General features: G+C 39.8%; 13 protein-coding genes and 4 pseudogenes. 6 read left to right on the top strand and 11 right to left on the bottom strand.

The annotated features are described in order from the left end of the window. Nucleotides 1-33 precede the first annotated feature (33 nt). On the top strand, nt 34-1,017 hold the full coding sequence (locus tag NYZ99_RS02805) for an isoaspartyl peptidase/L-asparaginase family protein (RefSeq protein WP_260573434.1): 984 nt from the start codon (nt 34-36) through the stop codon (nt 1,015-1,017). A gap of 74 nt (nt 1,018-1,091) precedes the next feature. Next, a pseudogene (gene polA, locus NYZ99_RS02800) lies at nt 1,092-3,923 on the top strand (DNA polymerase I). A gap of 63 nt (nt 3,924-3,986) precedes the next feature. On the opposite strand, the gene NYZ99_RS02795 reads toward polA, so the two are convergent. Then, nucleotides 3,987-4,550, bottom strand: coding sequence for a hypothetical protein (locus tag NYZ99_RS02795; RefSeq protein WP_260573433.1), 564 nt, complete (start codon nt 4,548-4,550; stop codon nt 3,987-3,989). A gap of 258 nt (nt 4,551-4,808) precedes the next feature. Here NYZ99_RS02795 and NYZ99_RS02790 point away from each other — a divergent pair, with 258 nt between their 5' ends. Continuing rightward, nucleotides 4,809-5,138, top strand: a complete 330-nt coding sequence (locus NYZ99_RS02790) for a T9SS type A sorting domain-containing protein (RefSeq protein WP_260573432.1) — start codon at nt 4,809-4,811, stop codon at nt 5,136-5,138. On the opposite strand, the gene NYZ99_RS02785 is transcribed toward NYZ99_RS02790, so the two are convergent. The 10 genes and pseudogenes from NYZ99_RS02785 to NYZ99_RS21080 all read right to left on the bottom strand — a co-directional run bounded on the left by NYZ99_RS02785 (nt 5,139) and on the right by NYZ99_RS21080 (nt 13,229). After that, nucleotides 5,139-6,350 (bottom strand): TonB-dependent receptor plug domain-containing protein, encoded by a 1,212-nt coding sequence (locus NYZ99_RS02785; protein WP_260575320.1) that lies wholly within the window; start codon nt 6,348-6,350, stop codon nt 5,139-5,141. A 53-nt stretch (nt 6,351-6,403) separates the two neighbouring features. After that, nucleotides 6,404-7,609 carry a TonB-dependent receptor gene (locus NYZ99_RS02780; protein WP_260573431.1) on the bottom strand — a complete coding sequence of 402 codons (1,206 nt, stop codon included), beginning with the start codon at nt 7,607-7,609 and terminating at the stop codon, nt 6,404-6,406. Continuing rightward, nucleotides 7,560-8,096 (bottom strand): DUF4249 domain-containing protein, encoded by a 537-nt coding sequence (locus tag NYZ99_RS02775; protein WP_260573430.1) that lies wholly within the window; start codon nt 8,094-8,096, stop codon nt 7,560-7,562. Before NYZ99_RS02775 ends, NYZ99_RS02780 begins: the two co-directional genes overlap by 50 nt. Next, entirely contained in the window at nt 8,029-8,721 is a 693-nt protein-coding gene (locus tag NYZ99_RS02770) for a DUF4249 domain-containing protein (protein ID WP_260573429.1), read from the bottom strand. The genes NYZ99_RS02775 and NYZ99_RS02770 overlap by 68 nt, the downstream gene beginning before the upstream one ends. A gap of 171 nt (nt 8,722-8,892) precedes the next feature. Next, nucleotides 8,893-9,744, bottom strand: a complete 852-nt coding sequence (locus NYZ99_RS02765) for a DUF4249 domain-containing protein (RefSeq protein ID WP_420845176.1) — start codon at nt 9,742-9,744, stop codon at nt 8,893-8,895. A 283-nt stretch (nt 9,745-10,027) separates the two neighbouring features. Continuing rightward, nucleotides 10,028-10,390 carry a hypothetical protein gene (locus NYZ99_RS02760; RefSeq protein ID WP_260573428.1) on the bottom strand — a complete coding sequence of 121 codons (363 nt, stop codon included), beginning with the start codon at nt 10,388-10,390 and terminating at the stop codon, nt 10,028-10,030. A 251-nt stretch (nt 10,391-10,641) separates the two neighbouring features. After that, nucleotides 10,642-11,961, bottom strand: a pseudogene (locus NYZ99_RS21095) (DUF5916 domain-containing protein). Then, nucleotides 11,915-12,085: pseudogene (locus tag NYZ99_RS21090) on the bottom strand (hypothetical protein); the annotation flags it as partial. The pseudogenes NYZ99_RS21090 and NYZ99_RS21095, both read right to left, overlap by 47 nt. Nucleotides 12,086-12,090: 5 nt before the next feature. Next, on the bottom strand, nt 12,091-12,720 hold the full coding sequence (locus NYZ99_RS21085) for a DUF5916 domain-containing protein (protein ID WP_338039258.1): 630 nt from the start codon (nt 12,718-12,720) through the stop codon (nt 12,091-12,093). A 173-nt stretch (nt 12,721-12,893) separates the two neighbouring features. Continuing rightward, nucleotides 12,894-13,229, bottom strand: coding sequence for a DOMON domain-containing protein (locus tag NYZ99_RS21080; protein WP_338039257.1), 336 nt, complete (start codon nt 13,227-13,229; stop codon nt 12,894-12,896). Nucleotides 13,230-13,489: 260 nt separating this feature from the next. Here NYZ99_RS21080 and rplM point away from each other — a divergent pair, with 260 nt between their 5' ends. The 3 genes and pseudogenes from rplM to rpsB all read left to right on the top strand — a co-directional run bounded on the left by rplM (nt 13,490) and on the right by rpsB (nt 15,707). Further along, nucleotides 13,490-13,945, top strand: coding sequence for a 50S ribosomal protein L13 (gene rplM / locus NYZ99_RS02750; protein WP_260573423.1), 456 nt, complete (start codon nt 13,490-13,492; stop codon nt 13,943-13,945). Then, nucleotides 13,945-14,330 (top strand): annotated as a pseudogene (gene rpsI / locus NYZ99_RS02745) (30S ribosomal protein S9). The gene rplM and the pseudogene rpsI overlap by 1 nt, the downstream one beginning before the upstream one ends. Before the next feature lie 243 nt (nt 14,331-14,573). Next, entirely contained in the window at nt 14,574-15,707 is a 1,134-nt protein-coding gene (rpsB, locus tag NYZ99_RS02740; RefSeq protein WP_260573422.1) for a 30S ribosomal protein S2, read from the top strand. Nucleotides 15,708-15,763 lie beyond the last annotated feature (56 nt).

The raw sequence follows: 15,763 nt of genomic DNA, 5'->3' as shown, positions 1-15,763 counted from the left end.
TATTTAATTTCTTAAAAGTAAAGAACCAAAGCAATGCAAAGAAGAAAGTTTCTAAAAAATTCCAGTGCTCTCACTGCCGGTATATTAACTGTTCCCATAATAGCATCATCGGAAACCCGAAAAAAACCTATAGAGCCTTCAAAAGGAAGTATTCCAATAGCTATCTGCACTTGGGATTTTGGAAATGCGACGGCGAAGGCCTGGGAAGTCATGAATAAAGGCGGAAATTCTTTGGACGCCGTTCATCAAGGGGTCATGGTTGAAGAAAACAATCTGGACAACCGGACCGTTGGGAATGGAGGTAGACCGGATCGAGATGGAAATGTGACGCTGGACGCCTGCATCATGGACAAAGATGCCAATTGCGGAGCGGTACTTGCCATTCAAAATATAGCCAATCCCATTTCAGTAGCTAGAAAAGTAATGGAAGAAACACCCCACGTTATGTTGGTTGGCAAAGGAGCGGAACAATTTGCCTATGAACAAGGTTTTGAAAAACAAAATTTATTGACGAAGCAATCAAAAAAGGAATGGGAGGAGTGGAAAAAAACATCCCAATATAAACCCATTATCAATATAGAAAACCATGATACTATTGGCATGTTGGCCATAGACAAAAATGGGGACATCGCCGGTGCCTGTACCACAAGTGGAATGGCCTATAAAATGGCCGGTCGTGTTGGGGACTCCCCTATAATTGGCGCGGGTCTCTTTGTGGACAATGAGGTTGGTGGTGCCACGGCTACGGGAGTTGGGGAAGAAGTGGTTCGCACCGTGGGTAGTTTTTTGATTGTGGAACTAATGCGCCAGGGCAAATCTCCCCAAGAAGCCTGTGAGGAAGGTGTTAAGCGCATCATCGCCAAAAACAAGGATAAGCAGGATTTCCAAATTGGGTTTATCGCCATCAACAAACAAGGTGAAACGGGTGCCTATTGCATACACCCAGGTTTTACTTTCAGGACCTATACGACTGAGGGGCATGTTAACAATCCTTCAGGTAGTTATTTAAAATCCTAGGATCCAATGAATGGTGGTCGCATTCTTTCAAAACAAACTTTGTACTTTTAACCTCTCACCTTTAATTCTTAAAAATGTCAGAACAAAAAAAACTGTTTTTACTGGACGCCTATGCATTGATTTTTAGAGGATACTATGCCCTCATTAAAAACCCACGAATCAATTCCAAAGGGATGGACACCTCCGCCATCATGGGTTTTATGAATTCTTTGTTCGACGTGATTAAGCGAGAAAAACCAGATCATTTGGCCGTATGTTTTGATAAAGGCGGAAGTGTGGAAAGAACGGAGCTCTTCCCGAATACAAAGCCAATAGGGATGAAACCCCCGATGCTATTCGTATTGCGATTCCATATATCCAAGATATTTTGAAAGCCATGCACATACCTTCCGTAATTCCGGAAGGATGGGAAGCGGACGACATTATTGGAACACTCTCCAAACAGGCGGAAAAAGAAGGCTACAAAGTATTTATGGTAACCCCGGATAAGGATTTCGGTCAATTGGTATCGGAGAACATTTTTATGTACCGCCCCGCCAGAATGGGCAATGGTATTGAGATCCGGGGTATTCCTGAAGTTCAAAAAAGATTTGGGGTGGAACGCCCGGACCAGGTAATCGATTACTTGGGCATGATGGGCGATGCCAGTGACAATATTCCTGGATTTCCCGGTGTAGGTGACAAAACGGCCAAAAAATTCATTGAACAATTCGGTTCCTTGGAAGGTCTTTTGGAAAATACGGACCAATTGAAAGGAAAGATGAAGGAGAAGATTATTGAAAATGCGGAGCTTGGACGGCTTTCTAAAAAACTGGCGACCATCTGCACTGATTGTGACGTTACCTTCAATGCAGAAGACTATGAACTTTCCGTTCCGGACAGTGAAGCGGTTCAAAAAATATTTGAGGAATTAGAGTTTAGGCGGCTTAAGGAGCAGTTCATAAAAATATTTTCTGGTGAGGAGGAGACTACGGAAACGCAGGTTACAAGTACGGAAACTGCCCAAAAAATAGCCGCTTCCGCAGGGAGTGGGCAATTCTCACTCTTTGGTGGGGACGGAGCATCCCCAGCCACCATAAAAAATACCTCCAGTAGGAATACTATAGCAGATGTACCCCACGCGTATCAGAGTGTGGCCCCGGGTATGGCAATGAAATTGTTCCTTCAGAACTTAATGAAGCAATCCTCGGTTTGTTTTGATACCGAAACCACCTCCATCAACCCCTTAGAGGCAGAATTGGTGGGCATTGCCTTTTCTTGGGAATCGACCAAAGGATTTTATATTCCATTTCCTGAGGAGCGGGAAAAGGCGAAAGAGCTGATAGAGGAATTACGACCATTTTTTGAGTCCAAGGACATTGAAAAAATAGGCCAAAATTTAAAGTATGATATCAAGGTGTTGGACAAATACAACATAAAGGTTCAGGGAAAATTCTTCGATACCATGTTGGCCCATTACCTCATCAACCCGGATATGAGGCATAATATGGACGTACTCTCCGAAACCTATTTGAACTACACCCCCATTTCCATTACAGAGCTCATCGGCAAAAAAGGAAAAAACCAACTCTCCATGCGGGAAGTACCTCCGGATAAACAAACGGAATATGCGGTGGAGGATGCTGATATCACCTTTCAACTTGCACAACATTTTAGGCCTGAGTTGGCGGAAGCAAAAACGGACGATCTTTTCGCGGATATCGAAATACCCTTATTGAAGGTTTTAGCGGATATGGAACTGGAAGGCATCAATTTGGATATTGAATTTTTAAAGTCCCTCTCCAAGGATTTGGAGAACGATATCGCCAACTTGGAACAAAAAATCTATCAGGCTGCCGGGGAAGAATTCAATATTGGATCGCCGAAACAATTGGGAGAAATCCTTTTTGACAAAATGAAGCTCGTAGACAAACCTAAGAAAACTAAAACCGGACAATATTCCACGGCAGAGGATGTGCTTTCCTACTTGGCCAAGACCATGAAATAATCCGAACGTTCTTGATTACAGAGGTCTCACCAAGCTAAAAAGCACCTACGTGGACGCTCTTCCGTAACAGGTAGAACCTTCTACAGGAAGGGTGCATACGGACTTTATGCAGACCGTAGCTGCCACTGGCCGCCTAAGTAGTAACAACCCCAACCTGCAAAACATTCCAATTAGAACGGAAAGAGGAAGACAGGTACGGAAAGCATTTGTCCCAAGAAACGATGACTACACATTGTTGGCAGCTGATTATTCTCAAATAGAATTACGGATCATTGCGGCCTTGAGTGAAGAGAATACTATGATAGAAGCCTTTAAAAATGGTGAGGATATCCATGCGTCAACGGCCTCCAAGGTTTTCAATGTTCCCATAGAAGAAGTCACAAGGGAGCAACGAAGCAATGCCAAGACCGTTAACTTTGGTATTATATATGGGGTTTCGGCCTTTGGACTCAGTAATCAGACCGATTTATCGCGTTCGGAAGCAAAAGAACTTATAGACACCTATTACAAAACGTATCCAAAGCTCAGAAACTATATAAGCGAACAGGTAGATTTTGCCCGTGAAAATGGATATGTGCAGACTGTATTGGGCCGTAGGCGCTATTTAAAGGATATCAATGGAAGCAATGCCGTGGTTAGAGGTGCCGCCGAACGGAACGCAGTGAACGCGCCCATTCAAGGTAGCGCAGCCGATATCATTAAAATTGCCATGATCAATATCCACAAGAAATTGACCGAAGGAGGATATACATCCAAAATGCTGTTACAGGTACATGATGAATTGGTTTTTGACATTTACAAACCCGAACTGGAAGAACTTAAGGGAATAATAAAGTCTGAAATGGAAAATGCCTACAAACTGGCTGTTCCCTTGGATGTGGAACTGGGCATGGGGGAAAACTGGCTGGTCGCGCATTAAGTTCAAGAAATATTTCAAAAAAGAAAGGCACCCTGATCGGGTGCCTTTTTACATCGTTTTGGTTTACTGACCTAAGCTATTGGCCCACTTATAGGTAACGGTTTTAGACTTTTTGAATAGGCTCAAAATGGGTTTAAAATAACTCCTAAAAGAACAAGGGACAAAATCGAAACGGAGAATGACCTGTTTGGATTCCTTACCGGTTACAATCAATCCATTTTGGATATTAAATTCCAAAAACGAAAAACCATAAACAGCCTCCATATTTCTTTCCTTATTGAAAAAATAATTGCCTTGGCCCATTAGATGGAACCTGAATGATTTGTAATTACCAGGCTTTAAATCAATTGCATCTTTGGTCTTTAAGAACAATCCAGTATGTAAACCCTTTAGGTTTAGGGCCTCGTTTCCTTTAAACTTGGTCATGAAATGTTCCATACCGCTATCGTCCACAATCGATATTTGAGCAACGTTCAATATCATTTCGGACACACTTCTTTGTATAGCCATATCATTTACCAAGACTAAATCTTCTATTCTATTTCCTTTATCGTCCCACTGTTCCATGGTATCCAGTGAGAATGGAATGGATTGCCAAATTGTTGGGTATATTTTTCTATGCTTCATAACACCGTATATTAAAAATTATACGGTACAAAATTGCATATCATTTGTGGTCACCAAAACAAGAATTTTCGCCAATTTCTATGCGATATTACCCTAACTGTTACCTAATAATTGGGGATTTGGTCAAAATAACACCCCTTTATATCTAGAACCGCCTTTTTGGATTCCCTGCACATTAAATAGTTAAACTATCTTAAAAGGACACTAAAGCGAATTTTGAAAACGTTGATTTATTATCTCGTGGTAAAGATTGGATCAATGAAGCGAATCGTTGTGCTTTTAAGTTTTTTATTTAGCGCCTTCCTGTTTTCCCAACAAGGAACAGCGACAGACGTAAAATCATCGTCTGAGCAAATAAAAGTCTTTCCCAACCCCGCAACCAACGTCATAAACGTGCTAGGACTCCATAATTCAAAAAAAGCTACCATTGTGATATCGGACAGTTACGGAAACCCACTAATGAACTATCAGTGGGAAATAAGAAATAATGCCCTGAATATTCCCATAGCGAATTTAGAACCTGGCATCTACCTTCTCTACATTCACTCACCTGAACAAAAAATTCAAAAGAAATTTGTGAAGCAGTAACTAGTCAAAAACGAAATTGTAGGTTAGCGCAAGTAAGGGACTATTTAACACTGAAAGTTCATAAGAACCCGGAGGACTATTTAAAAAGATATTTCCATCTTCTGCTCCCTGCCTTTGGGTATAATAAACGTTATATGGATTTTTCCTACCATAAACATTGTAAATTGTAAAAATCCAATCCCCTTTCCATTTTCTATTAGGGTTTTTACCATAAGACACTTTCCATGAAAAATCCAATCTATGATAGGGGCGTAATCCGGCATTATTCCTTTCTAAAAATATGGGAACATCAAGATCCTCTATTTTGAATACGCTATTAGCAACCGTATAGGGTCTTCCCGTTTGCGCTGTAAAATTGAAACTCCATGTGTTGTAAGGATCTCCCTCAAAATTCACGGTCCCATTAAACACATGTGGACGATCAAAATCGGAAGCAAACCAATCATTGTTGTTGATTCGATCGGCCAATTTTTCATTCTCAGACTTTAATAGGCTTCTAGACCAAGTATAATTGAACCATCCATTAAATTTACCTTTTGGCTTTCTAAAACTTAATTCAACCCCGTAAGCCTTTCCTTCCGCCTGTACAATGTCCCTTTCCAAATACTCCTGTAGAAAGAAATTGGCTCCAGGTTTATAAGTAAGATTATTGTCCGAAGTCCTGTAGTAACCTTCGAGTCCAAGTTCAATTGTATTGTCCGCCACCCCGGTATAAATACCAAAACCATAAGCATCACTACTTTGGGGGACTATATTGGGGTCGGAGGTTTTCCACCGCGAAGTGGGCAGTGGGGTTGTTGAATTGTAGACATTCTGTAAATATTGATTCAACCTAGCATAGCTGGCCTTAAGGGAGGTTACCTCACCAATTTTAAAATTGAGCCCTAATCGCGGTTCCAAATTATTATAGGTCTTAACACCAGCTCCCTTTTCAAAAAAAGTGGATCCTACAATTTCCCCGGTGATATCATCGAAAAAAGCCTGTGTATAAGGCCCGACAAATACAAAATGATTAAAACGCAATCCTGCGGAAAACTTAAACCTCTCACCCAATAACCAATTCAAATTTCCGTATCCGGAAAAAACATAACTGTTTTCTTGTGCTAAATCCACTGGTAAAATACTATTACCGTTGCCGGGATCTAAGTTACCCGGTTGAATGGTATATTTATTGACTTGAACTCCCCCGTAATAGTCGACTTTATCGTTTATAGTATTGGATAGTTCCGAAACAAAACTTAAATAATTGATTCCAGAATCAAACTCTATTTCATTATCGCTTTCCTGCTCGGAAAAATAGTTTTAGGGTTATAATCACTCGAAATAAGTAAACTCCTAATAATCATATCGTTACTAAAGCTATGTGTCCAGTTTAAGGTTCCGTTCAACGTCCTAAAATCATATTGATTACTTTCTGCATTTATGTTTTGAATTTTAGTTATCAGATCTAATTGGTAAAAATCCTTTGTATAAAAACCTGTAAATGACACTTGATCATTTTCCGTAGGCAAATACAGTAATTTTAAAGTTGCATCTTGAAAATTTGCCTTTGTATTTTTTAAGCGTTCAGAGAATAAAGGCAACAGGAAATCTGTAAAGCCCGCCCTACCACCTATGCTCACCATGAGTTTGTCTTGAATTATAGGGGTTTCTATAGCCAGCCTGCTGGATATAATACCTACCCCGCCACTTAATTTAAACTTATTTGTGTACGGGTTCTTTACCTTAACATCCAATACCGAAGTGGTTCTTCCGCCATATCTAGAAGGAATATTCGCACGGTATAGGTCAACCGAGGAAACCGCCTCAGGTGTGAATACAGAGAACAATCCAAAAAGATGGGTAGGATTAAAGACAGGGGCATAGTCAAAAAGTAACAGGTTTTGGTCCAATGAACCGCCTCTAACTGAAAGCCCGTTACTAAGCTCCCCGGCATTGTTTACACCTGCCAACAATGTCATTCCTCGCAATACGTCAAACTCACCAACAGCAGCCGGAATTTTTTTTAGTTCTTGGGCATTTAATTCCAGTGCACCCATTTGTGGAGTCTCCAAATTATCCAAAATTCGCTTTGCCCTTACAACAACTTCAGACAGTTGTTCCTCCTGTGGCCATAATTTTACTGTAACAACCTTACTCTGGTTCAATTGAACGGTTAAAACCTCCTTTGTAAATCCAATGTAGTTTATAGACACATTATAATCCCCTCTTGGGAGGTCTATTGAAAATCTGCCAGCCTCATTGGTAACACCACCACAGGCACATGGGTTAATTGAGATTTGGGCATTTTCCAATGGGAGATTCGTTTCTTCATTTAAAACGATAAAGGATAAAGTAGCATCCTGTGCTTTTGATGTAATACCTATAAGAAGTAGTATAACTACTAAAAAATGTTGGGTCCGGTTTCTCATTTGTATGCTTTTATTGCCATCCCATTGGTTCAATGGAAGTTCTATATCTTGATTCTTCACAGGGAGCCAATTGTGTGGGTGGTGGGGGAAAAGGAGACCCAATTGTTGGTTCTGTGTTTATGTTTGGTGGTTGCCTTGTCTCCGTAGGAGCCCCATCAATAAATCGCCTTTCTACAAAAACATTGATCGTAGACGAGGCAGCGGCGGTAAATCTTCCTAAAACAAATTCATCTGGATCATTCACGTTGTACAAATTTCCGATTAAGGCAGCCGGTGGTGGAGCATTGAATCCTGATGCATTATCCACAATATCCTTTAAGACTTTATAATATTGGTAAGCTGCCGGAGTTAACGAGAATTGTTGTACCTCTACTACCATATCTTCTTTCGTATACAAGGGTAAGGTTCCAACTTCCAAACCAGAGACTGTCTTGCCATTAGAAAACTTGTCATCAAAAATGTTTACTTTCTCGGGATATCTAATTTTCCAGCAATCCGTCTCGCATATATAATCGAAATACCTTAATTGCTGACCGAGATAAATCATAAGGAATACATTCACCATCCCTGTAAATACCCTCTTGACATCTAATACAGTAATCAAGGTTTTCAAAAGAGCGATAGCTCCAATAATAATTATTCTCCGCTTCGGAGGGATCATCAAAACTGACCGATATTCTATGACCGGACACAAATTTGTTAAGTGATGACCTAAATTCTAATTCACTATCAAATTTTATTTCGACATCGTTTATTGGAACCGGGGTTAAAACAATTTCGGGCTCGGATTCATATACAGTCCCATTTGGCATTATCACTGTAAGTTTCCAACGTTCACCAGGGGCCACCCTAAAATCCTGTGGGGCTAAATAAGCATCTTCCGATTCCGTGAAATTTACAGATGTGCCGTTATTAAGGTTTTCCAAATTGACAGATGCCCCTGTAACAAACTTTAATCCTCTAATGCCAAACTCGGTAACAGATTCGTTAATGGCTACATAGGAGGCACCTGAAGTGGAACTTGCAAAACCTTCGATAAAAATCAAACCATCTTCATAGTCATATTCAGGTGATACTGGGTCAATGCATCCCTGAAAAACAAATAGGACAAAGGCCCATAAAAGCGACTTAAAACGATAAAAAATAAATTGTTTGTAAATATTTCGAATCATAAATTATTTATTCCGGCCAACCTACTGGCAAATTAGAGGTTCTGTACCTTCCCGAAATACATGGTGCCATAGTCACCATTAATGGTGGCACTTCATTTCCTTCCGGATTGGTAATTATTCGTTGTTCTAGTTGAGATTCCTCAATAAATATTCTTTCAATTAAAATAGGGGTTACCCTACTCGATGCGACAGTAAACCTTCCCGAACAAATTCCTCAGAGTTCTCCTCATTGAAAAGGTTTCCAACCAATGCTGCTGGAAGGGGTGCATTAAATCCACCATTATTATCCACCAAATCTTTAAGGGTTTTAAAATACCCATACGCTTTTTGGGAAATAGAGAATTGTTGCATCTGTACCAAAATGTTATCATTCGTATATAATAGAATATCCCCTACTGGCAATTGCATCACTTTTTGACCATTAACAAATTCATCTGAAAACAATTTAATATTTTGACTATATCGTATTCTCCAGCAATCTTCTTCACATTCATAAGTGTAGTAGTATTTTAAGGGAGAATCATCCGCTCCTTGGTTTACAACAATACAATTACCATCCCTTAAAACCTGATAATCATTACATACTCTACAGTTAATGAGTTTTTCAAAAGATTTAAACCTCCAATAATAGAAATTGTTTTCACCTGATGGGTCATTGAAAGTTGCTGCAATTTCATGCCCAGGAACAAATCCTTTGTAAGCTTCCGAGTACAGAAGTTGTTTTTTGTAGAGAACTTTATAGGAGGTATTAGGAATTGGCACCGGTACTTTTTCCGGTTCCGATAGATATATTCTACCATCATCAAGAATGACTTCCAACGACCATAATTCATTTTCGCGTACCTTAAAGTCTGAAGGTGGAAAATACGCACCTTCCAACTCACTTAATACTATTCTTGTATTTGTATTCTGATTTAAAAAATAAACCATGGCTCCAGTAACCTCAACAGCCTGATTTATTCCAAAAAGATTTTTTGTCCGGCTAATAATAGCATATGAAGTGCCCTCTTCCGTAGAGGCCAAGGCATCAATATAAATTAGCCCCTCCCTAAATTCAAATTCGGCTCAATGGGATCGGAGCAACCAATAAAAAGTATCTGCACGACTAAAGCGAGCAAAAAATTAGGTTTATAAGTTTGACTTAAATAATTCACCCTTTCTTTTAGAGCCATTTTTAAAAATAGCCGTAAAAAACTATAGTATGAATATTTATAATGTTAAAAAATCATTTAATTAAAAGTATTACATCCATGAACAAAAAAACCTTCAATTATGCATTGAAGGTTTTACTATTAATGAGATTTTTTTATCTACGCTGAAAGACCAACTGTCCACTCTCATTGAACTCCGGTATTTGGAGGTCTGCCGCATCGACCAACATTATATCCCCATCAATGGTCACATCTACTTCTACAACCTCATCATTCACGTTTACAAAACTTACTATATTATTTTCATATGTGTATGTACTTGACTCTGTTTCAAAAGTTGTAGGACAGGGAATATTGAAACCTGATGTTGTATCAATTTCTAGGTATTCCGTTGAATTTGTGGCCGTCGCTGTTAAGTCGGCATTAAATTGTAGGGTTATAATAATACAGTTTTGGTCTGTTAAGTATGCAAGGGCTTCTCTCGGCAAAAATGGCATTGTCACTGGCGGTAGCTTCATCAATACGCAGCTCGGTGGCATCCCAAGTCCCTACTATATTTACGGTAGCGTCAATTTCTGAACCACTTCCTTTATCAGAACTACAGGAAAACATCAAGGAAGCCATAAGTAAGATTGGGAAAATATTCTTTTTCATTTTTAAGCACATTTATCTTTCAGATATAAAACGCCTCTTTTGGAATTATATTTCCCTATACCATAAATGCTTTTTCGCCTAAACAGTATTTATAGGATAAAGCGATATGTGGCTTTTATGAGAAAGGTATTATCCTTCTTCTGTCCCGAATCTGGTTATCCGGATTTCTTCCCAAGGTTTCCGTAGGGTCTCCAAAACCGACAACGCCCTGAGACCAAACCAAAAAGATTTCGGATCCGGGAATGTACTCCCATCGCATTACCAAATTGGATCGAAACTGGACAAATGAAAAATCGGGATCGGCAATTTCATAATCGGTATTACCATTGAGATTTTCATCTATTAAGTAGGAACCCGACGCATTCGATCTTGAAATTTGATTTTCCGAAAATAAGGTAACCCTATCCTCAAGTTTTTCGGCAATCGAATTGTTTACATAATTGAAGTCGGTGTAGGTGCCCCTTGAAATAAATGGCTCCCCGTAATATTGTATGGAAAGGTTGGGGTTTAAGCTATAATTAAAACGAATGGCCGTATTGAATGTTCGCTGATCGATATTAGCGGTAATGTATCTTGGAGTACCATTAAACGAGGTTTCGGTCACATATTGCGTCTTATTGGGACTCTCCTCGTATTCAGACACTACCGAGAGACTAAACGCATCAAAAGGTTGGTAATTACAGCGGAAGACATACCTTATGAGCGAAAAATTATCCTCAGCTGCCTGACTGTTGACATAGCCCAAGGTAAAATTGAATTTCTTTCTCCTGTCCGAACCAAAGAACAAATACCAAAAATTTTCTTCGAATCACTGCCATCTAGGACCTCCCCTCAAGACGGTATTAGAGAATATCCTAGGTTTATGAGCCGCCCCTGCTTCGGTCCACCAATTATTCTTGTAATTAATGAAGCCTTGAAATTCGTATTGTATCCTATTGTAATTGCCTTGGAAGTCGTAGGTAGAAAACTGTTCCAATCCCAATTGTGCCGTTCTGTAAAGACCCGTTGGTTTCAAGAACAACCTTCTTAGTCTGGCATACTGTTTTATCTCATCGGCCTGACGCAGAAAACCCACATCGTTCAATTCCAATTCAGGGGAACGCCAAATGACTCCACCATTATACCTCCAATTGCCTCCTCCGGCTTTCCCCGCTTCCAACTTTCCACCTGTTCCCGTAAGGGAAGTTCTGCTAGTATCTACTGCAACATGATCGGCATCCACTCGCTGAAAGAGATGCGTAATGCTTCTTTGGGTATTTTCTATGGCTTCCTCACTTCCATTAATATGACTACCCACAAAATTTCCCTCAATGTAGTATCTCCTGTCCTTCCAATTATGTCTGAAGTCAAGACCACCGGAATATGCGTCCTTTCTTAAAAAGGATAAATTATCTCGGCAAATTTCTATTGGTTGCCGTAAAGATCCCTCCCACATAGGAGTTCCTTTCGTTAAAATCCTTTTGTACCCTACCCACCAAATAGTTGGTCAATGGTTCCACAAGCTCTCTGCTATTATTACCCAAAGTGTCCAAGACCTCTGCGTACATATTTCCCGTAACACTTTCTAAAAGACCAAGAGACCATCCGTCCTTGGTTTTTCCGAAAAATTTGGCAGCTCCCGAATGGTTGAGTTCTTGGGCTGGTCAATAAATTCCGCATCGGCATCCACTACAAAACCCTGAGGGCTCCTACCTATTCTTCTGCTATAGAATAAATTGTCATTACCGTCAGCAAATTCATAATCGAAAATATTCTTGTTCTCTATAAAGAAGGGCCGCCTTTCCTCAAAGAAAATTTGGAATCCGTCCAATGCAATGGCACCAGGATCGGCATCCACCTGTCCAAAATCAGGGTTTACGGTAAGGTCCAAAGTCAAGTCATTGGTAATACCAATCTTGGCATCCAATCCACCATTGAACCTAAAATCACTTCCATCCCTAAAAGGATTACCGGCCTCAGATGGATAGGTATCCAGTTGGTTCACCACAAAAGGCTGAATTTCCAATTGTTTTTGGGGCTGAATATTCAATAACCCCCTTAATGTTCCAAATTCACTGACCCACCCTGGGGCGCCCCTTAACATAGGTTGCCAAAGCGACCTTTCCTCAGCCCTAAAAAACCTTCTATTTAGTTGAAGTCCCCAAACCTGCTCTTCTTGTTTTCCAAATTTCAGCTGACTGAACGGAATCTTCATTTCAGCGGTTCAACCTTCATCGTCAATATTGGTAGCGGTGTACCAAATAGGGTTCCAACTGGAATCCCAATTATTTCCGTTTTGGGAGATGAACTCATCCCCTTTTACGCCCGCAGCGGAAACATTAAAGGAAAAGCCAGTACGTTTATCATTATAACTATCAATGTTTATTTCTATCCAATCACCAGCAAAATTGTCCCTTCGGCCAATCGCCGTTCAATTTTAGAGGGTATACTATCATAACACCGAACACCTACATAGAGGAATTTTGAATCGTATGTAATCTTAAATTTTGTAGGCTGACTGGGGGTTTCACCATTATTTGGGTCGAAAACCGTAAAATTACCATCCCATGGCACTACATCCCACGCCTTTTCATTCAATAGCCCGTCTATTTCCAAACCATCACCCTGAGGCAACATTTTCGTGGTATAGGTTCGCTTTTCAATTTGTGTGGAATCATTCGGGAATAAAGGGTGATTGATGTCAAAAGGAGTATTGACATCCATATTAAACGGATTATCATGATTGGTCGTTGATTTGATTGAATGACCTAAAAATATAGAGGGTGTTACATGATAGTCCCTCTTTTATCCTTTTTTTAACATTCTTTCAACTTTACACTTATTCCCATATTTTTGCCCAAGAATTGAAATGAAAAAAAAATCTAAAAATAATCAGAAACAACTGTTTGCAATTCAACTTTATAGTTGTACATTTGCAGCCCATTTCACGGGATTGAATAGAATAATAGTTAAAAACAGTAGCAGTGGATACATTAAGTTATAAAACCATATCCGCCAACAAAGCGACGGTGAACAAAGCATGGTTGTTGGTAGATGCCGAAGGAGAAACGTTAGGCCGTTTATCTTCTAAAGTGGCTAATTTATTGAGAGGAAAGCATAAACCAAGTTTTACTCCACATGTTGATTGCGGTGACAATGTTGTAGTCATCAATGCTGAAAAAATTAGCTTAAGCGGCAACAAATGGGCAGACAAAACGTATCAGAGGTACACTGGCTATCCAGGTGGACAACGTTTTACCAGTGCCAAAGAATTATTGGATAAAAACCCTGCTTCGATCATTGAGAAAGCGGTTAAGGGAATGCTTCCAAAAAATAAATTGGGTGCCGACCTTTTTAGAAATCTTAAGGTGTATGCTGGATCCGAACATGGCCAAGAAGCTCAAAAGCCTACTGCAGTAAATTTAAAAGACATTAAATAATGGAAGTAATTCACAAAATAGGAAGAAGAAAAACTGCTGTTGCCGGAGTTTACCTTTCCCAAGGAAATGGAGCTATTACTGTTAACAACAAAGAATTAAACGATTATTTCCCTACTGCCACCTTGCAGTATAAAGTAAAACAACCTTTTACACTTACCGATACTACTGATAATTATGATGTTAGGGTAAATGTTTACGGTGGTGGTATCACAGGACAGGCAGAAGCCATAAGACTTGCTATATCTAGGGCCATGTGCGAAGTAGATAGCGAAAATAGGGCTACCCTTAAACCGAAGGCTTGTTGACAAGGGATCCTAGAATGGTTGAACGTAAGAAATTCGGTCAGAAGAAGGCCCGTAAGAAGTTCCAGTTCTCCAAGCGTTAATCAAACGAATTTTCAAAGCATCCGTCCTTCGACGGATGCTTACTTATATTTATTGCATGCCGGTACAAGTCCGGTATATTTATTAACAAGTTCATTGAAAGTCCGACATTCCGGACACTTAAAAATCCTTTATTCACTTTTAAGATAAAGGTAGATTAGTTTAGCATCTAAATGATGAAGGCTTCCTTGATTAGGATACCACTTTATCATTGCTATTTCAAAAGAACGTAAACTAAATTTAAAATGGCGAAAGTCGAAGTAAAACAATTATTAGAAGCAGGTGTGCATTTTGGCCACCTAACCGGAAAGTGGAATCCAAACATGGCTCCCTACATCTACATGGAGCGCAATGGTATTCACGTAATCAATCTTTACAAAACAGTTGCAAAATTAGACGAGGCTAATGAAGCTTTGGCTAAAATTGCTGCATCGGGAAGAAAAATTCTTTTTGTTGCTACCAAAAAGCAAGCAAAGGATATCGTAGCCGAGAAGGCAGCCAATGTAAATATGCCTTACATTACTGAAAGATGGCCAGGTGGCATGTTGACAAACTTTGTAACCATCCGTAAAGCCGTTAAAAAAATGGCTTCCATTGACAGGATGAAGAAAGATGGTACATTCAACACCCTATCCAAAAAAGAGCGCTTACAAGTTGATCGTTTAAGAGCAAAATTGGAGAAGAACTTAGGTTCTATTTCTGAAATGACTCGTTTACCAGGTGCCCTATTTATCGTTGATACAATGAGGGAGCACATTGCCGTTAAGGAAGCTCAAAAATTGAATATTCCAATTTTTGCTATGGTCGATACCAACTCCGACCCAAGAGACGTTGATTTTGTAATTCCATCAAACGATGACGCCTCAAAATCCATTGAAATCATAATGGCACAGGTAACTGAAGCCGTTGCTGAAGGTCTTGCAGAGCGTAAATCAGAAAAAGCGGAAGGTTCAGAAGGTAAGAAAGAAAAAAGTCCTAAGAAGAAAGATAAGGCACCAAAGGAAAATTTGGAGCCTACTCCGGACAAAGTTGATACAAAACCAACTCCAGTAGTTGATAAAGTTCCTAATGTTACCGTTGACGTTGAAGCTACCAAGGAAGCAGTGAAAGAGGACAAAAAGGCCGAAGCTGATGATCTTACCAAAATTGAGGGCGTAGGATCAAAAGCAGCTGAAGCACTTTCCAATGCTGGATTGGACACTTTTGCAAAAGTTGCTAAAGCAGATGCCGATGAAATGAAAGAGATTTTAACTGAGGCAAGTTCAAGAATGGCCCACCTAGACCCAACCTCTTGGCCTAAGCAAGCCCAAATGGCCGCTGATGGCAAATGGGACGAGCTTAAAGAATGGCAGGACAGCGTTAAAGGCGGTGTTGAATAAGAATACCTTTTAGATTAATTGATATTTAAACCTCCCTACCCAGGGAACAAAAAACA

This window comes from Maribacter litopenaei (assembly GCF_025244665.1).
Lineage (GTDB): Bacteria > Bacteroidota > Bacteroidia > Flavobacteriales > Flavobacteriaceae > Maribacter > Maribacter litopenaei.
Note: the sequence above shows the minus strand (reverse complement) of the source record. Positions and strands in the feature narration are given on the sequence as shown.